Source organism: Escherichia sp. MAL-1 (genome assembly GCF_052948035.1).
In genome coordinates, this window is sequence record NZ_CM129609.1 from 2,928,617 (window position 1) to 2,947,702 (window position 19,086).

A 19,086-nucleotide genomic window follows, 5' to 3' on the forward strand; every position below is an offset into this window, starting at 1 on the left:
ATGGCATTACTCGATTTCTTTCTCTCGCGGAAGAAAAACACAGCCAACATTGCAAAAGAACGGCTGCAGATTATTGTTGCTGAACGCCGTCGCAGCGATGCAGAACCGCATTATCTGCCGCAGTTGCGTAAAGATATTCTTGAGGTCATTTGTAAATACGTACAAATTGATCCTGAGATGGTAACCGTACAGCTTGAGCAAAAAGATGGCGATATTTCTATTCTTGAGCTGAACGTGACCTTACCGGAAGCAGAAGAGCTGAAATAAGCCCGCTGTAAAAGCGCATTTATCTTCAAGGCAGAGTTATCTCTGCCTTGAGTTTTTCATCCCTCTCATCCACGTTGTGGTAAAGCGGCGAGTATTCTTGCTGATACTCCTCATTGCTATTTCCACCTCCCCCTTTACACCTTAAGGCTGTTCCCACGCACAAAACAAAATGTTTATGCCTGGTTGAGTAAATAACCTTATTGTTAGTATGGATATACTGGGAGATGATAACCCCGCAATTTCATTATTCATTGTTCTCCCATAGGATGAGGTTTCCCGCCGTAACTGGCGGGCTTTTTTTGCCCCAGAATTTTCCCTTTCAACATCCTGTAAACGAAAACTGCGCCGAAGCGCAGTTTAATCGTTGATGGTCAGAACGACCAGTTCACACCAGCCACCGCGTTCCACGGGGATTCCACACCGGCACCATGGCTATACCCCACCCCGAGATGTCCGCTAAACGTACTGCTGAATGAGGCTTTAATAGCTGCCTGGTATATTCCACGTCTGCCCGACAAATCATTGACGAAATTACCGTCATTATTCACCTTCACCCGGTTATCATCGACAAATTCTTTGCGCACAGCCGCCTTCAGCCAGGGTTCATTTCCATACCGTTCCCCAGGCGCATGTTGTAACTCAGCGTTGCACCCAGTTCACGATATATACTGCGGGTATCGACTGATTTCGATTCCATGCCATTGGATAAATGATAGTAGCGTCTAAGTGACCTAAGCTCTGCTGCAACATCAGCCCGCAGGCACCAGACCAGGGGATTCATCCTGAAGAGACAGCGCAGGTGTATTGTGTTCACCGCTCACCAAAGACATCATGATGAAATGATGGGTGATGCTGCCAACTTACTGATTTAGTGTATGATGGTGTTTTTGAGGTGCTCCAGTGGCTTCTGTTTCTATCAGCTGTCCCTCCTGTTCAGCTACTGACGGGGTGGTGCGTAACGGCAAAAGCACCGCCGGACATCAGCGCTATCTCTGCTCTCACTGCCGTAAAACATGGCAACTGCAGTTCACTTACACCGCTTCTCAACCCGGTACGCACCAGAAAATCATTGATATGGCCATGAATGGCGTTGGATGCCGGGCAACAGCCCGCATTATGGGCGTTGGCCTCAACACGATTTTACGTCACTTAAAAAACTCAGGCCGCAGTCGGTAACCTCGCGCATACAGCCGGGCAGTGACGTCATCGTCTGCGCGGAAATGGACGAACAGTGGGGCTATGTCGGGGCTAAATCGCGCCAGCGCTGGCTGTTTTACGCGTATGACAGGCTCCGGAAGACGGTTGTTGCGCACGTATTCGGTGAACGCACTATGGCGACGCTGGGGCGTCTTATGAGCCTGCTGTCACCCTTTGACGTGGTGATATGGATGACGGATGGCTGGCCGCTGTATGAATCCCGCCTGAAGGGAAAGCTGCACGTAATCAGCAAGCGATATACGCAGCGAATTGAGCGGCATAACCTGAATCTGAGGCAGCACCTGGCACGGCTGGGACGGAAGTCGCTGTCGTTCTCAAAATCGGTGGAGCTGCATGACAAAGTCATCGGGCATTATCTGAACATAAAACACTATCAATAAGTTGGAGTCATTACCCACACTCTGTACATATCACAGCCAAAGGACAGACCAGATTGAAGTGGTAAAACCGATCGTGCACACTACGCAGTCTCACAACTAACAAGAGGTTATTATCCTGATGGATCAGGTCGTTGTTTTTCAAAAGATGTTTGAGCAAGTGAGAAAAGAGCAAAACTTCTCCTGGTTTTATTCAGAATTAAAACATCACCGTATTGCACATTACATTTATTATCTGGCTACGGATAACATCAGAATTATTACTCACGATGATACGGTTTTGTTATTAAGAGGAACCAGGAACCTGTTAAAAGTTAGTACGACCAAGAACCCTGCTAAAATAAAAGAGGCCGCATTGCTTCATATTTGCGGAAAATCTACATTTCGGGAATACTGTTCAACACTGGCAGGCGCGGGCGTTTTCCGGTGGGTTACTGATGTTAATCATAACAAACGCAGTTACTACGCCATTGATAATACGCTTTTATATATTGAAGATGTAGAAAATAATAAACCATTAATCTAGCTAAAGTTGGATACTTAAGAAATGCTTCATAATTCAGTAAGGCATTAGCATAATGGAAATAAAAGTGCAGAGACTATCTCTATGGATGATTAATACTGTCTTTTTATTGTCACCCATAAATAATCACCAGACTAATACTATCAACTTGATATTTGAAATGTGATCACTTGACTTTTGATACGTTATTTTATAACGGTTAACATATTTATAAAAACAACGGCCGTGCCACACGTCCGTTTCAATACTTAACGCACATGTATTTTGGTTTAGTCATCATCCGGTTATATGTATTTTAGCCAGGAACAGGTTAAATCATTCCTATATAACTCAAAAATTGAAACCTTATTCTCATGTCATGCTTATATTCATTATTATCGTTATATAAAAAGGCAACCATAATGTTTAGCAAATTGGCACAAAGTAGCATAAAGGCTATGTTTTAATTACAGGATGTTCAGTCATTTGAATGTATAACATTATAGCTAAACAAATCTAAAACGAAGTCAATAATTTATTGCTTTCACAAAATCTCATTTTGTTTAACATCCATTGAGATTCCTTGCTTTAAATTTTAATTTATATAAGCCATCATTTTAATTAATTTATTTTTTTGAGGGGGGGGTAATATACTCATATGCAAAATCAAGAAATAAACATCCTAATGAACCATATTAAATACCGTGGGATAAGACATAACAAATGAAGTGGATAGTAATTGACACGGTAATTCAACCTACATGTGGTATATCTTTTTCAGCCATATGGGGTAATATGAAAATGATCATCTGGTATCAATCTACTATATTTCCCCCTCCTGGCAGTATATTTACACCGGTTAAGTCTGGTATTATCCTTAAGGATAAAGAATATCCTATTACTATTTATCACATCGCACCATTCAACAAGGATTTATGGAGTTTACTCAAAAGCAGTCAAGAGTGTCCTCCAGGAGAAAGCAAAATAACAAATAAATGTTTACATAATAGTTGCATTATAAAAATATGCCCATATGGGCTCAAGTAATGGGCTTCATATAAATATGCTCGATATGCTATTAATAATATCCACATAAATAAAACAACGGGCGTGTTATACGCCCGTTTCAATATTTAACACATGGAGAGATTACATGTTTTCGATGATCGCTTCACCAAACTCTGAACATTTCAGCAGCTTAGCGCCTTCCATCAGACGTTCGAAGTCATAAGTTACGGTCTTGGCATTGATTGCGCCTTCCATACCTTTAACAATCAGGTCAGCCGCTTCAGTCCAACCCATATGGCGCAGCATCATCTCAGCGGAGAGAATAATAGAGCCAGGATTTACTTTGTCCTGACCGGCATATTTCGGCGCAGTACCGTGGGTGGCTTCAAACAGGGCGCATTCGTCACCGATGTTTGCACCAGGGGCGATACCGATACCGCCAACCTGCGCTGCCAGGGCGTCAGAAATGTAGTCACCGTTCAGGTTCATACAGGCGATAACATCATATTCAGCCGGACGCAGCAGGATCTGTTGCAGGAATGCATCAGCAATCACGTCTTTAATGACGATCTCTTTGCCAGTGTTCGGGTTTTTAACTTTCAGCCACGGGCCACCGTCGATCAGTTCACCGCCAAACTCTTCACGCGCCAGCTGGTAGCCCCAGTCTTTAAACGCTCCTTCGGTGAACTTCATGATGTTGCCTTTGTGCACCAGAGTCACAGAGTCACGATCGTTAGCAATTGCGTATTCGATCGCTGCACGAACCAGACGTTTGGTGCCTTCTTCCGAACACGGCTTAATACCGATACCACAATGTTCCGGGAAGCGAATTTTCTTCACCCCCATCTCTTCACGCAGGAATTTAATCACTTTCTCGGCGTCGGCAGAGTCTGCTTTCCATTCGATACCCGCATAAATGTCTTCCGAGTTTTCACGGAAGATAACCATATCGGTCAGTTCAGGGTGTTTAACCGGGCTTGGAGTGCCCTGATAGTAACGTACCGGACGCAGGCAGATGTAGAGATCCAGTTCCTGGCGCAGGGCAACGTTCAGAGAGCGAATACCGCCACCAACCGGAGTGGTCAGCGGACCTTTAATGGCAACGCGATATTCACGAATCAGATCAAGAGTTTCAGCAGGCAGCCAGACGTCCTGACCATAAACCTGTGTGGATTTTTCACCGGTGTAAATTTCCATCCAGGAGATTTTACGCTCGCCTTTATAGGCTTTCTCGACTGCAGCGTCGACCACTTTCAGCATGGCTGGGGTTACATCTACACCGATTCCATCACCTTCAATGTAAGGGATAATCGGATTTTCAGGAACGTTGAGTTTGCCGTTTTGCAGGGTGATCTTCTTGCCTTGTGCCGGAACAACTACTTTACTTTCCATTCACCTCTCCTTCGAGCGCTACTGGTTTGCTCGTCTGCCACCACGTTGCATATGCGTTTGCGTCCTGCGATACGGATGCTTTAGAGCAATTTTTTGTTAATGATTTGTAATTGGCTTGTCAATACTACCCTATTGTTTGCCGTCATGAAAGATGCGCGTTATTAGGCTATAATGCGGCAATTCATAATCTCTGAAAATACCATGCAAAAAACTTCTTTTAGAAATCACCAGGTTAAGCGATTCAGCTCGCAACGTTCTACCAGGCGTAAACCTGAAAACCAGCCCACGCGTGTGATCCTGTTCAATAAACCCTACGATGTTCTTCCGCAGTTCACCGATGAAGCCGGACGCAAAACATTAAAAGAATTCATCCCGGTTCAGGGCGTTTATGCAGCAGGTCGCCTTGACCGCGATAGCGAAGGGTTGCTGGTGCTGACCAATAACGGCGCGTTGCAGGCGCGTTTAACCCAGCCGGGTAAACGCACCGGAAAAATCTATTATGTGCAGGTGGAAGGTATTCCCACACAAGACGCACTTGAAGCCTTGCGCAATGGCGTAACCTTAAATGATGGCCCTACCCTGCCCGCCGGCGCGGAGCTGGTTGACGAACCCGCGTGGTTATGGCCGCGGAATCCACCAATTCGTGAACGCAAAAGTATTCCCACCAGCTGGCTGAAGATCACCTTATATGAAGGACGTAATCGCCAGGTGCGCCGCATGACCGCCCATGTTGGCTTCCCCACGCTGCGACTGATTCGCTATGCGATGGGTGATTACTCTTTGGATAATCTTGCCAATGGCGAATGGCGAGAAGTGACAGATTAAGGATGCAAAATGTTTAAACCGCACGTTACCGTTGCTTGCGTGGTGCACGCAGAAGGCAAATTTTTAGTCGTTGAAGAGACGATTAATGGTAAAGCGTTATGGAACCAACCTGCCGGGCATCTGGAAGCCGATGAAACCTTAGTGGAAGCCGCCGCCCGTGAACTGTGGGAAGAAACCGGCATCAGCGCGCAGCCGCAACACTTTATTCGTATGCATCAGTGGATTGCGCCAGATAAAACGCCGTTTTTGCGTTTCCTCTTTGCCATTGAGCTTGAGCAAATATGCCCGACCCAGCCTCATGACAGCGATATCGACTGCTGCCGTTGGGTCAGCGCCGAAGAAATTTTACAGGCGTCAAATCTTCGTTCGCCGCTGGTGGCGGAAAGTATTCGTTGTTATCAAAGCGGGCAACGTTATCCGCTGGAGATGATTGGCGATTTTAACTGGCCTTTTACAAAGGGTGTCATCTAAAAGGCTGCGTGATAGAATACGCCGCCTTGAAGTTCAATGTCGTGAGTGATCCAATGTCTGAAACCGCAAAAAAAGTAATCGTCGGCATGTCCGGCGGTGTCGATTCCTCCGTTTCTGCCTGGCTGTTGCAACAACAGGGATATCAGGTCGAAGGCCTGTTTATGAAGAACTGGGAAGAAGACGACGGTGAGGAATATTGCACAGCGGCAGCGGATCTGGCTGATGCCCAGGCTGTCTGCGACAAGCTCGGCATTGAACTGCACACCGTTAACTTTGCTGCCGAGTACTGGGACAACGTCTTCGAACTGTTCCTTGCCGAATATAAAGCCGGTCGCACGCCGAATCCGGATATTCTGTGCAACAAAGAGATCAAATTTAAAGCCTTCCTCGAATTTGCCGCCGAAGATTTAGGTGCCGATTATATCGCTACCGGTCATTACGTACGTCGGGCCGATGTCGATGGCAAGAGCCGCCTGCTGCGTGGTCTGGACAGCAATAAAGACCAGAGCTACTTCCTTTATACGCTCAGCCATGAGCAGATTGCGCAAAGCCTGTTCCCGGTCGGCGAACTGGAAAAACCGCAGGTGCGTAAGATTGCTGAAGATCTTGGTCTGGTCACCGCGAAGAAAAAAGACTCTACCGGCATTTGCTTCATTGGCGAACGTAAATTCCGCGAGTTCCTGGGCCGTTATCTCCCGGCGCAACCGGGCAAAATCATTACCGTCGATGGCGATGAAATTGGTGAGCACCAGGGGCTGATGTATCACACTCTCGGTCAGCGTAAAGGTCTGGGTATCGGTGGCACCAAAGAAGGTACCGAAGAACCGTGGTATGTGGTGGACAAAGACGTCGAAAACAACATTCTGGTTGTCGCTCAGGGCCATGAACACCCGCGGCTGATGTCTGTCGGGTTGATTGCCCAGCAGTTGCACTGGGTCGATCGCGAACCATTCACCGGCACTATGCGTTGCACGGTAAAAACCCGCTATCGCCAGACCGATATCCCTTGCACCGTCAAGGCGCTGGACGATGATCGCATTGAAGTGATTTTCGATGAACCGGTTGCCGCCGTGACGCCGGGCCAGTCTGCCGTCTTCTATAACGGTGAAGTGTGCCTCGGTGGCGGTATTATTGAGCAGCGTCTGCCGCTGCCGGTTTGATTATTATCTTTACTTAAAACAAGGAAGCAGTGAACGTGGCAAAGAATTACTATGACATCACCCTCGCCCTGGCCGGTATTTGTCAGTCGGCACGCCTGGTGCAACAACTCGCTCACCAGGGGCATTGTGATGCCGATGCGCTACACGTCTCACTCAACAGTATTATTGATATGAACCCCAGCTCGACGCTGGCGGTTTTTGGCGGTAGCGAAGCCAACCTGCGCGTCGGGCTGGAAACCCTGCTCGGCGTGCTCAATGCCAGCAGTCGCCAGGGCTTAAACGCCGAATTAACCCGCTACACACTCAGCTTGATGGTGCTTGAGCGCAAACTCTCCTCAGCGAAAGGCGCGCTCGACACTCTGGGCAACCGGATCAACGGCCTGCAACGCCAGCTCGAACACTTCGATTTACAGTCCGAAACGCTGATGAGCGCGATGGCTGCTATCTATGTTGATGTGATTAGCCCGCTTGGCCCGCGCATTCAGGTCACCGGTTCCCCTGCTGTACTGCAAAGCCCACAAGTGCAGGCGAAAGTTCGCGCAACCCTGCTGGCAGGCATTCGCGCCGCCGTGCTCTGGCACCAGGTCGGCGGCGGACGTCTGCAACTGATGTTTTCTCGTAATCGCCTGACCACTCAGGCAAAACAAATTCTTGCTCATTTAACCCCGGAGTTGTGATCTATGGAATTATCCTCACTGACCGCCGTTTCCCCTGTCGATGGACGCTACGGCGATAAAGTCAGCGCGCTGCGCGGGATTTTCAGCGAATATGGTTTGCTGAAATTCCGTGTACAAGTTGAAGTACGTTGGCTGCAAAAACTGGCCGCGCACGCAGCGATCAAGGAAGTTCCTGCTTTTGCTGCCGACGCAATCGGTTACCTTGATGCAATCGTCGCCAGTTTCAGCGAAGAAGATGCGGCGCGCATCAAAACTATCGAGCGTACCACTAACCACGACGTTAAAGCGGTTGAGTATTTCCTGAAAGAAAAAGTGGCGGAGATCCCGGAACTGCACGCGGTTTCTGAATTCATCCACTTTGCCTGTACTTCGGAAGATATCAATAACCTCTCCCACGCATTAATGCTGAAAACCGCGCGTGATGAAGTGATCCTGCCATACTGGCGTCAACTGATTGATGGCATTAAAGATCTCGCCGTTCAGTATCGCGATATCCCGCTGCTGTCTCGTACCCACGGTCAGCCAGCCACGCCGTCAACCATCGGTAAAGAGATGGCAAACGTCGCCTACCGTATGGAGCGCCAGTACCGCCAGCTTAACCAGGTGGAGATCCTCGGCAAAATCAACGGCGCGGTCGGTAACTATAACGCCCACATCGCCGCTTACCCGGAAGTTGACTGGCATCAGTTCAGCGAAGAGTTCGTCACCTCGCTGGGTATTCAGTGGAACCCGTACACCACCCAGATCGAACCGCACGACTACATTGCCGAACTGTTTGATTGCGTTGCGCGCTTCAACACTATTCTGATCGACTTTGACCGTGACGTCTGGGGTTATATCGCCCTTAACCACTTCAAACAGAAAACCATTGCTGGTGAGATTGGTTCTTCCACCATGCCGCATAAAGTTAACCCGATCGACTTCGAAAACTCCGAAGGGAATCTGGGCCTTTCCAACGCGGTATTGCAGCATCTGGCAAGCAAACTGCCGGTTTCCCGCTGGCAGCGTGACCTGACCGACTCTACCGTGCTGCGTAACCTCGGCGTGGGTATCGGTTATGCCTTGATTGCATATCAATCCACCCTGAAAGGCGTGAGCAAACTGGAAGTGAACCGTGACCATCTGCTGGATGAACTGGATCACAACTGGGAAGTGCTGGCTGAACCAATCCAGACAGTTATGCGTCGCTATGGCATCGAAAAACCGTACGAGAAGCTGAAAGAGCTGACTCGCGGTAAGCGCGTTGACGCCGAAGGCATGAAGCAGTTTATCGATGGTCTGGCGTTGCCAGAAGAAGAGAAAGCCCGCCTGAAAGCGATGACGCCGGCTAACTATATTGGTCGAGCTATCACGATGGTTGATGAGCTGAAATAAACCTCGTATCAGTGCCGGATGGCGATGCTGTCCGGCCTGCTTATTAAGATTATCCGCTTTTTATTTTTTCACTTTACCTCCCCTCCCCGCTGGTTTATTTAATGTTTACCCCCATAACCACATAATCGCGTTACACTATTTTAATAATTAAGACAGGGAGAAATAAAAATGCGCGTACTGGTTGTTGAAGACAATGCGTTGTTACGTCACCACCTTAAAGTTCAGATTCAGGATGCTGGTCATCAGGTCGATGACGCAGAAGATGCCAAAGAAGCCGATTATTATCTCAATGAACATATACCGGATATTGCGATTGTCGATCTCGGATTGCCAGACGAGGACGGTCTGTCACTGATTCGCCGCTGGCGTAGCAACGATGTTTCACTGCCGATTCTGGTATTAACCGCCCGTGAAAGCTGGCAGGACAAAGTCGAAGTATTAAGTGCCGGTGCTGATGATTATGTGACTAAACCGTTTCATATTGAAGAGGTGATGGCGCGAATGCAGGCATTAATGCGGCGTAATAGCGGTCTGGCTTCACAGGTCATTTCGCTCCCCCCGTTTCAGGTTGATCTCTCTCGCCGTGAATTATCTATTAATGACGAAGTGATCAAACTGACCGCGTTCGAATACACCATTATGGAAACGTTGATACGCAATAATGGCAAAGTGGTGAGCAAAGATTCGTTAATGCTACAACTCTATCCGGATGCGGAGCTGCGGGAAAGCCATACCATTGATGTACTGATGGGACGTCTGCGCAAAAAAATTCAGGCACAATATCCGCAAGAAGTGATTACCACCGTTCGCGGCCAGGGCTATCTGTTCGAATTGCGCTGATGAAAAAATTACTGCGTCTTTTTTTCCCGCTCTCGCTGCGGGTACGTTTTCTGTTGGCAACGGCAGCGGTAGTACTGGTGCTTTCGCTTGCCTACGGAATGGTCGCGCTGATCGGTTATAGCGTCAGTTTCGATAAAACTACGTTTCGGCTGTTACGTGGCGAAAGCAATCTGTTCTATACCCTTGCGAAGTGGGAAAACAATAAGTTGCATGTCGAGTTACCAGAAAATATCGACAAGCAAAGCCCCACCATGACGCTAATTTATGATGAGAACGGGCAGCTTTTATGGGCGCAACGTGACGTGCCCTGGCTGATGAAGATGATCCAGCCTGACTGGCTGAAATCGAATGGTTTTCATGAAATTGAAGCGGATGTTAACGATACCAGCCTCTTGCTGAGTGGAGATCATTCGATACAGCAACAGTTGCAGGAAGTGCGGGAAGATGACGACGACGCGGAGATGACCCACTCGGTGGCAGTAAACGTCTACCCGGCAACATCGCGGATGCCAAAATTAACCATTGTGGTGGTGGATACCATTCCGGTGGAGCTAAAAAGTTCCTATATGGTCTGGAGCTGGTTTATCTATGTGCTCTCAGCCAATCTGCTGTTAGTGATCCCGCTGCTGTGGGTCGCCGCCTGGTGGAGTTTACGCCCCATCGAAGCCCTGGCAAAAGAAGTCCGCGAACTGGAAGAACATAACCGCGAATTGCTCAATCCAGCCACAACGCGAGAACTGACCAGTCTGGTACGAAACCTGAACCGATTGTTAAAAAGTGAACGCGAACGTTACGACAAATACCGTACGACGCTCACCGACCTGACCCATAGTCTGAAAACGCCACTGGCGGTGCTGCAAAGTACGCTGCGTTCTCTGCGTAGTGAAAAGATGAGCGTCAGTGATGCTGAACCGGTAATGCTGGAGCAAATCAGCCGCATTTCACAGCAAATTGGCTACTACCTGCATCGTGCCAGTATGCGCGGCGGGACATTGCTTAGCCGCGAGCTGCATCCGGTCGCCCCACTGCTGGACAATCTCACCTCGGCGCTGAACAAAGTGTATCAACGCAAAGGGGTCAATATCTCTCTCGATATTTCGCCAGAGATCAGCTTTGTCGGTGAGCAGAACGATTTTGTCGAGGTGATGGGCAATCTGCTGGATAATGCCTGTAAATATTGCCTCGAGTTTGTCGAAATTTCTGCAAGGCAAACCGACGAGCATCTCTATATTGTGGTCGAGGATGATGGACCCGGTATTCCATTAAGCAAGCGAGAGGTCATTTTCGACCGTGGTCAACGGGTTGATACTTTACGCCCTGGGCAAGGTGTAGGGCTGGCGGTAGCCCGCGAAATCACCGAGCAATATGAGGGTAAAATCGTCGCCGGAGAGAGCATGCTGGGCGGTGCGCGGATGGAGGTGATTTTTGGTCGCCAGCATTCTGCGCCGAAAGATGAATAAATATGTCCATACTTCACGCATTACGTTAAGCATCCGTTATAATCGGTTGCAGATACCAGCCTGTGGATGCTTAACATGGAATACCAACTCACTCTTAACTGGCCCGATTTTCTTGAACGTCACTGGCAGAAACGCCCGGTGGTGTTAAAACGCGGCTTTAATAATTTTATTGACCCGATCTCTCCAGACGAGTTGGCGGGTCTGGCGATGGAAAGCGAAGTCGACAGTCGACTGGTCAGTCACCAGGATGGCAAATGGCAGGTCAGCCACGGTCCGTTCGAAAGCTACGATCATCTCGGTGAAACTAACTGGTCATTGTTAGTGCAAGCAGTAAATCACTGGCATGAGCCGACCGCCGCGCTGATGCGACCGTTCCGTGAACTACCGGACTGGCGTATTGATGATCTGATGATCTCTTTTTCTGTACCTGGCGGCGGCGTCGGCCCGCATCTCGATCAGTACGACGTGTTTATCATTCAGGGTACCGGACGTCGTCGCTGGCGAGTGGGCGAAAAGCTGCAAATGAAACAGCACTGCCCACACCCGGATCTGTTACAGGTCGATCCGTTCGAAGCCATCATCGATGAAGAGCTGGAGCCTGGCGATATTCTTTATATTCCGCCAGGATTCCCGCATGAAGGCTACGCGCTGGAAAATGCGATGAACTATTCCGTGGGTTTTCGCGCGCCAAATACGCGGGAATTAATTAGCGGATTTGCCGATTATGTGCTGCAACGTGAACTGGGCGGCAACTACTACAGCGATCCTGATGTTCCACCTCGCGCTCATCCTGCGGACGTTCTGCCGCAAGAGATGGATAAACTGCGTGAGATGATGCTCGAATTGATCAACCAGCCGGAACACTTTAAGCAATGGTTTGGCGAGTTTATATCCCAGTCACGTCATGAACTGGATATCGCGCCGCCAGAGCCGCCTTATCAGCCGGATGAAATCTACGATGCGCTGAAACAAGGTGATGTGCTGGTGCGCCTTGGTGGTCTGCGCGTATTGCGCATTGGCGACGACGTGTATGCCAATGGTGAGAAGATCGATTCCCCGCACCGTCCGGCACTGGATGCACTCGCCAGCAACATTGCGCTGACTGCGGAGAATTTTGGCGATGCGCTGGAAGATCCGTCATTCCTCGCGATGCTCGCGGCGCTGGTCAATAGCGGGTATTGGTTCTTCGAAGGGTAAGTTTGGATTTAAGCCGGATGCGGCATCACATGCCGCATCCCTTTTCGCTTACTTCCGTTGCGCCGTTAACTCGGCAATACGGACGATCACCTGCACCGCTTTTTCCATACCTTCCAGAGTCACAAACTCATGCTTACCATGATAGTTGTAACCGCCAGTGAACAGGTTCGGGCACGGTAATCCCATAAACGACAACTGCGCGCCGTCGGTACCGCCGCGGATCGGTTTCAGTTCCGGTTCAATATCGCAGTCACGCATCGCCTGCTGGGCGATATCGAGAATATGCGGATGCTCAACCACTTTCTCGCGCATATTGTAGTAACTGTCTTCAATCACCAGTTCAATGTAGCAATCAGGATGTAACCCTTTGCCCACTTTTTTGGCGATCTCCATCATTTTACGTTTACGCGCTTCAAACTGTTTACGGTCGAAATCACGGATGATGTAGTGCATATCGGCTCGGTCAACGGTGCCTTTCATGCTCGCCAGGTGATAGAAACCTTCATAGCCTTCTGTCATTTCCGGGCTTTCATCCGCCGGAACTTCCGCATGAATACGTGCCGCCAGCGACAGCGCATTTACCATCACTCCTTTCGCCGTGCCCGGATGAACATTGTTACCGACAATTTTGATATTGACCGATGCGGCGTTGAAGTTTTCAAACTCCAGTTCGCCTACGCCACCACCGTCAACAGTGTAAGCCCAGCGGGCATCGAAGGCATCAACATCAAAATGTTTCGCCCCTTTGCCCACTTCTTCATCCGGGGTAAAGGCGACGCGAATATCACCATGCGGAATGTTTTTCTGTTGCAATACCGCCAGCGCGGTCATGATTTCTGCAATACCGGCTTTGTCATCGGCACCTAACAAGGTTTTACCATCGGTGGTAATCAACGTCTGACCCAGTAGCTGATGCAGCACCGGGAACATAACCGGTGATAAAACTTCATCGCCGATACCCAGCGCAATATCGCCACCGCGATAGTTTTCAACAATTTGCGGATTCACATTTTTGCCGCTGCAATCCGGTGAGGTATCCACATGAGAAATAAAGCCAATCGCCGGGATATCGCCAGGGACGTTAGCCGGTAACGTCGCCATCAAAGTGCCCTTCTCACTTAAGGTCACATTGATAAGCCCCATCTCTTCGAGCTGCTCTTTCAGCAGATGCAATAACTTCCATTGGCCTTCCGTGCTGGGAACCTGTCTCACCCCTGCTTTTGATTGGGTATCCAGAGACACGTAGTTCAAAAATCGCTCAAGTAGTTTATCCATGTAGTCACCCTCACTTTTTGTGACAACATTATTAAGAAGCAAGAAAAGACAAATATTGCGTCAGGTCACTTTTACCCCTGCAAGCGGGAATATTTATCAGCATTACCTTAATGAATATAAAGCTAAGCCAGTAATTCACAACAAAGATTGGCGATTCAAGCGGTTTGCCGTAGAATTACCGCCCTCATTAAGAGTCACCAAGGTGGTTAACCACAAACCCCGCATCGGTAAGCCATCCGTTGCGTTTACATGGGACAGAGTAAAAAATTGAATAAACAACCGAGTTCGCTTTCACCGCTGGTGCAATTGGCGGGAATTCGCAAATGCTTTGATGGTAAAGAGGTCATTCCCCAGCTGGATCTGACTATCAACAATGGCGAGTTCCTCACGCTGCTTGGCCCTTCTGGCTGCGGTAAAACAACCGTTCTTCGCCTGATTGCAGGTCTGGAAACTGTTGATTCCGGACGCATCATGCTGGATAACGAGGACATCACCCACGTTCCGGCGGAAAACCGCTATGTGAACACTGTTTTCCAAAGCTACGCACTTTTCCCCCACATGACCGTGTTCGAAAATGTGGCCTTTGGGTTGCGCATGCAAAAAACCCCCGCTGCTGAAATTACGCCCCGCGTGATGGAAGCCCTGCGGATGGTGCAGCTGGAAACCTTCGCTCAACGCAAACCGCATCAGCTCTCTGGTGGTCAACAGCAACGCGTCGCCATTGCCCGCGCGGTGGTTAACAAGCCTCGTCTGTTGTTGCTGGATGAGTCGCTCTCAGCGCTGGATTACAAACTGCGCAAGCAAATGCAGAACGAGCTGAAAGCGTTACAGCGTAAGCTTGGTATTACCTTCGTCTTTGTCACTCACGATCAGGAAGAAGCGCTCACCATGTCAGACAGGATTGTGGTGATGCGCGAGGGTCGTATTGAGCAAGATGGTACACCGCGCGAAATTTACGAAGAGCCGAAAAACCTGTTTGTTGCCGGCTTCATTGGCGAAATCAATATGTTTAACGCCACTGTCATCGAACGTCTCGACGAGCAGCGCGTACGCGCCAACGTTGAAGGCCGCGAATGTAATATCTACGTTAACTTCGCCGTTGAACCGGGGCAAAAACTGCATGTTCTGCTGCGCCCGGAAGACTTACGTGTTGAAGAGATTAACGACGACAACCACGCTGAAGGGCTGATTGGTTACGTTCGTGAGCGTAACTACAAAGGCATGACGCTGGAGTCGGTTGTTGAACTGGAAAATGGCAAGATGGTGATGGTCAGCGAATTCTTCAATGAAGACGACCCTGACTTTGACCACTCTCTCGACCAAAAAATGGCCATTAATTGGGTAGAAAGCTGGGAGGTCGTACTGGCTGATGAAGAACACAAGTAAGTTCCAGAATGTAGTGATTGTCACTATTGTCGGTTGGCTTGTGTTGTTTGTCTTTCTGCCCAACCTGATGATCATTGGCACCAGCTTTTTGACCCGCGACGACGCCAGTTTCGTCAAAATGGTCTTTACGCTGGATAACTACACGCGTCTGCTCGATCCGCTCTATTTTGAAGTGCTATTGCACTCGCTGAATATGGCGCTGATCGCCACCCTCGCCTGCCTGGTGCTGGGCTACCCGTTTGCCTGGTTTCTGGCGAAGCTGCCACACAAGGTGCGTCCGCTGCTGCTGTTTCTGCTGATTGTTCCCTTCTGGACCAACTCATTGATTCGTATCTACGGGCTGAAAATTTTCCTCAGCACCAAAGGCTATCTCAACGAGTTTTTGCTCTGGCTGGGCGTTATCGACACACCAATCCGTATCATGTTCACGCCCAGTGCGGTGATTATCGGTCTGGTTTACATTCTGCTGCCGTTTATGGTGATGCCGCTGTACTCCAGTATCGAAAAACTGGATAAGCCGTTGCTTGAGGCGGCGCGCGATCTCGGTGCCAGCAAGTTACAGACTTTTATCCGCATAATTATTCCACTGACAATGCCGGGGATTATTGCCGGATGTCTGCTGGTGATGCTGCCAGCGATGGGCCTGTTCTATGTGGCCGACCTGATGGGCGGTGCGAAAAACCTGCTGATCGGTAACGTCATCAAGGTACAGTTCCTCAATATTCGTGACTGGCCGTTTGGTGCAGCCACCAGCATTACGCTGACTATCGTAATGGGCCTGATGTTGCTGGTTTACTGGCGCGCTTCTCGTCTGCTGAATAAAAAGGTGGAACTCGAATGATCGGTCGACTGCTTCGCGGCGGTTTTATGACCGCTATCTACGCGTACCTGTATATCCCAATCATTATTTTGATTGTGAACTCCTTTAACAGCTCGCGCTTTGGCATCAACTGGCAGGGTTTTACCACCAAATGGTATAGCCTGCTGATGAACAACGACAGCCTGTTACAGGCAGCGCAGCATTCACTAACAATGGCGGTGTTTTCGGCGACGTTTGCTACGCTTATCGGTTCACTGACGGCAGTTGCGCTGTACCGTTATCGCTTTCGCGGTAAGCCGTTCGTTAGCGGAATGCTGTTTGTGGTAATGATGTCACCAGATATCGTGATGGCAATTTCGCTGCTGGTGCTGTTTATGCTGCTGGGTATTCAGCTTGGCTTCTGGTCGCTGCTGTTCTCGCATATCACCTTCTGCCTGCCATTTGTGGTGGTGACGGTGTATTCGCGCCTGAAAGGTTTTGACGTGCGGATGCTGGAAGCGGCGAAAGATCTCGGTGCCAGCGAATTTACCATTCTGCGAAAAATCATTCTGCCACTGGCAATGCCAGCGGTGGCGGCGGGCTGGGTGTTAAGCTTTACCCTGTCGATGGACGATGTGGTAGTTTCTTCGTTCGTCACCGGACCAAGCTATGAAATTCTGCCGTTAAAAATTTATTCGATGGTCAAAGTCGGCGTATCGCCGGAAGTTAACGCGCTGGCAACCATATTACTGGTGCTGTCGCTGGTGATGGTTATTGCCAGCCAGCTTATTGCTCGTGATAAAACGAAAGGTAACACAGGGGACGTTAAATGAAAAAATGGTCACGCCACCTGCTCGCGGCGGGTGCTCTGGCACTGGGCATGAGCGCCGCTCACGCCGATGACAACAACACGCTGTATTTCTACAACTGGACCGAGTACGTGCCGCCAGGACTGCTTGAACAGTTCACCAAAGAAACCGGTATTAAGGTTATCTATTCGACTTACGAGTCGAACGAAACCATGTATGCCAAGCTGAAAACGTACAAAGACGGTGCCTATGACCTGGTGGTTCCTTCAACCTATTACGTCGATAAAATGCGTAAAGAAGGGATGATCCAGAAGATCGACAAGTCGAAGTTAACGAACTTCAGCAATCTCGATCCAGACATGCTCAATAAGCCGTTTGACCCGAATAACGATTACTCCATTCCGTATATCTGGGGTGCGACGGCGATTGGTGTTAACGGTGATGCGGTGGATCCGAAATCTGTCACCAGCTGGGCCGATCTGTGGAAGCCTGAGTACAAAGGCAGCCTGCTGTTGACCGACGATGCCCGTGAAGTGTTCCAGATGGCGCTGCGTAAGCTGGGCTACTCCGGTAACACCACCGATCCGAAAGAGATTGAAGCTGCATATAATGAGCTGAAAAAACTGATGCCAAACGTCGCAGCGTTTAACTCCGATAACCCAGCTAACCCGTACATGGAAGGCGAAGTTAACCTCGGCATGATCTGGAACGGTTCTGCTTTCGTTGCACGGCAGGCGGGTACGCCAATTGACGTGGTGTGGCCGAAAGAAGGCGGCATTTTCTGGATGGACAGCCTGGCGATCCCGGCAAATGCCAAAAACAAAGAAGGCGCGCTGAAATTGATCAACTTCCTGCTGCGCCCGGATGTGGCAAAACAGGTTGCTGAAACTATCGGTTATCCAACGCCAAACCTTGCGGCGCGTAAGCTGTTAAGTCCGGAAGTGGCGAACGATAAAACGCTCTACCCGGATGCTGAAACCATTAAAAATGGCGAATGGCAGAATGACGTTGGCGCAGCCAGCAGCATTTATGAAGAGTATTATCAGAAGCTGAAAGCAGGACGTTAATTCAGCAAGCGGGCGGTGGCATTACCGCCCGTTTTTTATTTAGCAAGGATGTGGCTAATGAGTCAGGACAGTAAAGTTTTATCCCGCTCTTTCGTCGGTATTGTGGTCCCCTTGCAGGCCTGATAAGCGTAGTGCATCAGGCAATGCTTCCCGCTTTTAATCCCTTCAGCAACTTTTCAACAAACTCAGGCACCACCTGGCTTGCCGGGCCGTAATATTTCTCGGCAAATTCATTACCAACCTGACTCGGTTCAAGATTCAGTTCCACGGTGTGCGCGCCATGCAGTTTCGCTTCGTGAACAAACCCAGCCGCCGGATAAACATGCCCGGATGTGCCAATGGCAATGAAAATATCGGCCATCGACAACGCCATATAAATTTCATCCATGCCGAGTGGCATTTCGCCAAACCACACTACATGCGGGCGCAAGGGTGCCGGAAACTGGCAGCAATGGCATTTATCTTCTGGGGTAACGTCTCCGGTCCAGTCGAGAACCTGACCACTTTGTGAACAACGAACTTTCAGCAGTTCCCCATGCATATGAATCACATTGGTATTACCTGCGCGTTCATGCAGGTTGTCGATATTCTGCGTCACCAGCAAAAAGCGATCGCCGAGGGCGTCTTGCAGTTTAGCCAGCGCAAGATGCGCGGCGTTAGGCTGAATTTCTGGCTGCTGCAGCTGTCGACGACGGGCGTTATAAAACGCTTGCACCAGTTCAGGATCGCGATCGAAACCTTCCGGCGTTGCCACATCTTCAACCCGATGTTCTTCCCACAGGCCATCTGCGGCGCGAAAGGTACGAATACCTGATTCCGCAGAAATTCCTGCCCCTGTCAGTACGAGTACTCTTGGTTTTTCCATTGCTTCCGGCACCACTTTATCTCTGAAAAAAATACGCTGACGCAAACGCTCGCGCAGGCGGCGTTTATTTTTACGAAAACGACTTAACCGATGACCCCGACGCGACAGCATAGCAAC

General features: G+C 49.4%; 22 protein-coding genes and 1 pseudogene. 18 read left to right on the forward strand and 5 right to left on the reverse strand.

The features are described from left to right. Positions 1–267 carry a cell division topological specificity factor MinE gene (gene minE, locus ACU8XX_RS14660; RefSeq protein ID WP_001185665.1) on the forward strand — a complete coding sequence of 89 codons (267 nt, stop codon included), beginning with the start codon at positions 1–3 and terminating at the stop codon, positions 265–267. Between the two features lie 371 nt (positions 268–638). Here minE and ACU8XX_RS14665 read toward each other — a convergent pair. Continuing rightward, positions 639–982: pseudogene (locus tag ACU8XX_RS14665) on the reverse strand (autotransporter outer membrane beta-barrel domain-containing protein); the annotation flags it as partial. Between the two features lie 34 nt (positions 983–1,016). Further along, the gene (locus ACU8XX_RS14670; protein WP_240765524.1) at positions 1,017–1,118 is read right to left on the reverse strand and encodes an ATPase; all 102 of its coding nucleotides are present in this window, start codon (positions 1,116–1,118) and stop codon (positions 1,017–1,019) included. Between the two features lie 49 nt (positions 1,119–1,167). Here ACU8XX_RS14670 and ACU8XX_RS14675 point away from each other — a divergent pair. From ACU8XX_RS14675 to ACU8XX_RS14695, 5 genes are all read left to right on the forward strand, one after another. Then, positions 1,168–1,865, forward strand: a protein-coding gene (locus ACU8XX_RS14675; RefSeq protein ID WP_103215986.1) for an IS1-like element IS1A family transposase whose coding sequence is annotated in 2 segments (ribosomal slippage) — positions 1,168–1,417 and positions 1,417–1,865 — 699 coding nt in all. Because the reading frame shifts where the segments join, the coding sequence is not laid out codon by codon here. A gap of 118 nt (positions 1,866–1,983) precedes the next feature. After that, on the forward strand, positions 1,984–2,388 hold the full coding sequence (locus ACU8XX_RS14680) for a DUF1398 domain-containing protein (RefSeq protein WP_000373101.1): 405 nt from the start codon (positions 1,984–1,986) through the stop codon (positions 2,386–2,388). Positions 2,389–2,440: 52 nt separating this feature from the next. Further along, positions 2,441–2,551, forward strand: coding sequence for a protein YmgL (ymgL, locus tag ACU8XX_RS14685; RefSeq protein ID WP_032082692.1), 111 nt, complete (start codon positions 2,441–2,443; stop codon positions 2,549–2,551). 235 nt (positions 2,552–2,786) lie between these two features. Continuing rightward, positions 2,787–2,831, forward strand: a complete 45-nt coding sequence (locus ACU8XX_RS14690; RefSeq protein WP_120795380.1) for a protein YmgK — start codon at positions 2,787–2,789, stop codon at positions 2,829–2,831. A gap of 256 nt (positions 2,832–3,087) precedes the next feature. Further along, complete coding sequence (locus ACU8XX_RS14695) at positions 3,088–3,411, forward strand: anti-adapter protein IraM (RefSeq protein ID WP_023157285.1); 324 nt, start codon at positions 3,088–3,090, stop codon at positions 3,409–3,411. Positions 3,412–3,513: 102 nt separating this feature from the next. On the opposite strand, the gene icd is transcribed toward ACU8XX_RS14695, so the two are convergent. Then, positions 3,514–4,764 (reverse strand): NADP-dependent isocitrate dehydrogenase, encoded by a 1,251-nt coding sequence (icd, locus tag ACU8XX_RS14700; protein ID WP_000444488.1) that lies wholly within the window; start codon positions 4,762–4,764, stop codon positions 3,514–3,516. Between the two features lie 171 nt (positions 4,765–4,935). On the opposite strand from icd, the gene rluE reads away from it, so the two are divergent. The 8 genes from rluE (at position 4,936) to roxA (ending at position 12,768) form a co-directional block, all read left to right on the forward strand. After that, complete coding sequence (gene rluE / locus ACU8XX_RS14705) at positions 4,936–5,589, forward strand: 23S rRNA pseudouridine(2457) synthase RluE (protein WP_001248691.1); 654 nt, start codon at positions 4,936–4,938, stop codon at positions 5,587–5,589. Between the two features lie 9 nt (positions 5,590–5,598). Beyond that, a complete protein-coding gene (gene nudJ / locus ACU8XX_RS14710; RefSeq protein ID WP_000476093.1) occupies positions 5,599–6,060 on the forward strand; it encodes a phosphatase NudJ in 462 nt (153 codons plus the stop codon). A 53-nt stretch (positions 6,061–6,113) separates the two neighbouring features. Further along, positions 6,114–7,220, forward strand: a complete 1,107-nt coding sequence (mnmA, locus tag ACU8XX_RS14715) for a tRNA 2-thiouridine(34) synthase MnmA (RefSeq protein WP_001297484.1) — start codon at positions 6,114–6,116, stop codon at positions 7,218–7,220. Positions 7,221–7,255: 35 nt separating this feature from the next. Beyond that, positions 7,256–7,897, forward strand: coding sequence for a high frequency lysogenization protein HflD (gene hflD, locus ACU8XX_RS14720; RefSeq protein WP_001297479.1), 642 nt, complete (start codon positions 7,256–7,258; stop codon positions 7,895–7,897). Between the two features lie 3 nt (positions 7,898–7,900). Further along, positions 7,901–9,271: an adenylosuccinate lyase gene (purB, locus tag ACU8XX_RS14725; protein WP_000423742.1), complete on the forward strand. Its 1,371-nt coding sequence runs from the start codon at positions 7,901–7,903 to the stop codon at positions 9,269–9,271. Between the two features lie 168 nt (positions 9,272–9,439). Then, on the forward strand, positions 9,440–10,111 hold the full coding sequence (gene phoP, locus ACU8XX_RS14730; RefSeq protein WP_001265471.1) for a two-component system response regulator PhoP: 672 nt from the start codon (positions 9,440–9,442) through the stop codon (positions 10,109–10,111). Next, on the forward strand, positions 10,111–11,571 hold the full coding sequence (phoQ, locus tag ACU8XX_RS14735) for a two-component system sensor histidine kinase PhoQ (protein ID WP_000735409.1): 1,461 nt from the start codon (positions 10,111–10,113) through the stop codon (positions 11,569–11,571). Before phoP ends, phoQ begins: the two co-directional genes overlap by 1 nt. A 75-nt stretch (positions 11,572–11,646) precedes the next feature. Then, positions 11,647–12,768, forward strand: coding sequence for a [50S ribosomal protein L16]-arginine 3-hydroxylase (gene roxA, locus ACU8XX_RS14740; RefSeq protein ID WP_001295435.1), 1,122 nt, complete (start codon positions 11,647–11,649; stop codon positions 12,766–12,768). Between the two features lie 48 nt (positions 12,769–12,816). Here roxA and pepT read toward each other — a convergent pair whose 3' ends face one another. Continuing rightward, on the reverse strand, positions 12,817–14,043 hold the full coding sequence (gene pepT / locus ACU8XX_RS14745) for a peptidase T (RefSeq protein WP_000359441.1): 1,227 nt from the start codon (positions 14,041–14,043) through the stop codon (positions 12,817–12,819). 249 nt (positions 14,044–14,292) lie between these two features. On the opposite strand from pepT, the gene potA reads away from it, so the two are divergent. Genes potA through potD form a run of 4 tightly spaced genes read left to right on the forward strand, consistent with a single transcriptional unit; the run spans position 14,293 to position 18,104 of the window. Further along, positions 14,293–15,429 carry a spermidine/putrescine ABC transporter ATP-binding protein PotA gene (potA, locus tag ACU8XX_RS14750; RefSeq protein ID WP_000531601.1) on the forward strand — a complete coding sequence of 379 codons (1,137 nt, stop codon included), beginning with the start codon at positions 14,293–14,295 and terminating at the stop codon, positions 15,427–15,429. Then, entirely contained in the window at positions 15,413–16,270 is an 858-nt protein-coding gene (gene potB / locus ACU8XX_RS14755; protein WP_016242046.1) for a spermidine/putrescine ABC transporter permease PotB, read from the forward strand. The genes potA and potB overlap by 17 nt, the downstream gene beginning before the upstream one ends. Further along, positions 16,267–17,061, forward strand: coding sequence for a spermidine/putrescine ABC transporter permease PotC (potC, locus tag ACU8XX_RS14760; RefSeq protein WP_000580316.1), 795 nt, complete (start codon positions 16,267–16,269; stop codon positions 17,059–17,061). The genes potB and potC overlap by 4 nt, the downstream gene beginning before the upstream one ends. Then, the gene (gene potD, locus ACU8XX_RS14765; protein ID WP_000759317.1) at positions 17,058–18,104 is read left to right on the forward strand and encodes a spermidine/putrescine ABC transporter substrate-binding protein PotD; all 1,047 of its coding nucleotides are present in this window, start codon (positions 17,058–17,060) and stop codon (positions 18,102–18,104) included. Before potC ends, potD begins: the two co-directional genes overlap by 4 nt. A gap of 136 nt (positions 18,105–18,240) precedes the next feature. Here potD and cobB read toward each other — a convergent pair whose 3' ends face one another. Next, the gene (gene cobB, locus ACU8XX_RS14770; protein ID WP_000952737.1) at positions 18,241–19,080 is read right to left on the reverse strand and encodes a Sir2 family NAD+-dependent deacetylase; all 840 of its coding nucleotides are present in this window, start codon (positions 19,078–19,080) and stop codon (positions 18,241–18,243) included. Positions 19,081–19,086 lie beyond the last annotated feature (6 nt).

Bases quoted from the DNA above. Each gene is read 5' to 3' on its own strand.
- minE (WP_001185665.1), top strand. From the start codon at position 1: ATGGCATTACTCGATTTCTTTCTCTCGCGGAAGAAAAACACAGCCAAC.
- ACU8XX_RS14680 (WP_000373101.1), top strand. From the start codon at position 1,984: ATGGATCAGGTCGTTGTTTTTCAAAAGATGTTTGAGCAAGTGAGAAAA.
- ymgL (WP_032082692.1), top strand. From the start codon at position 2,441: ATGGAAATAAAAGTGCAGAGACTATCTCTATGGATGATTAATACTGTC.
- ACU8XX_RS14695 (WP_023157285.1), top strand. From the start codon at position 3,088: ATGAAGTGGATAGTAATTGACACGGTAATTCAACCTACATGTGGTATA.
- icd (WP_000444488.1), bottom strand. From the start codon at position 4,764: ATGGAAAGTAAAGTAGTTGTTCCGGCACAAGGCAAGAAGATCACCCTG.
- rluE (WP_001248691.1), top strand. From the start codon at position 4,936: ATGCGGCAATTCATAATCTCTGAAAATACCATGCAAAAAACTTCTTTT.
- nudJ (WP_000476093.1), top strand. From the start codon at position 5,599: ATGTTTAAACCGCACGTTACCGTTGCTTGCGTGGTGCACGCAGAAGGC.
- mnmA (WP_001297484.1), top strand. From the start codon at position 6,114: ATGTCTGAAACCGCAAAAAAAGTAATCGTCGGCATGTCCGGCGGTGTC.
- purB (WP_000423742.1), top strand. From the start codon at position 7,901: ATGGAATTATCCTCACTGACCGCCGTTTCCCCTGTCGATGGACGCTAC.
- phoP (WP_001265471.1), top strand. From the start codon at position 9,440: ATGCGCGTACTGGTTGTTGAAGACAATGCGTTGTTACGTCACCACCTT.
- phoQ (WP_000735409.1), top strand. From the start codon at position 10,111: ATGAAAAAATTACTGCGTCTTTTTTTCCCGCTCTCGCTGCGGGTACGT.
- roxA (WP_001295435.1), top strand. From the start codon at position 11,647: ATGGAATACCAACTCACTCTTAACTGGCCCGATTTTCTTGAACGTCAC.
- pepT (WP_000359441.1), bottom strand. From the start codon at position 14,043: ATGGATAAACTACTTGAGCGATTTTTGAACTACGTGTCTCTGGATACC.
- potA (WP_000531601.1), top strand. From the start codon at position 14,293: ATGGGACAGAGTAAAAAATTGAATAAACAACCGAGTTCGCTTTCACCG.
- potB (WP_016242046.1), top strand. From the start codon at position 15,413: ATGAAGAACACAAGTAAGTTCCAGAATGTAGTGATTGTCACTATTGTC.
- potC (WP_000580316.1), top strand. From the start codon at position 16,267: ATGATCGGTCGACTGCTTCGCGGCGGTTTTATGACCGCTATCTACGCG.
- potD (WP_000759317.1), top strand. From the start codon at position 17,058: ATGAAAAAATGGTCACGCCACCTGCTCGCGGCGGGTGCTCTGGCACTG.
- cobB (WP_000952737.1), bottom strand. From the start codon at position 19,080: ATGCTGTCGCGTCGGGGTCATCGGTTAAGTCGTTTTCGTAAAAATAAA.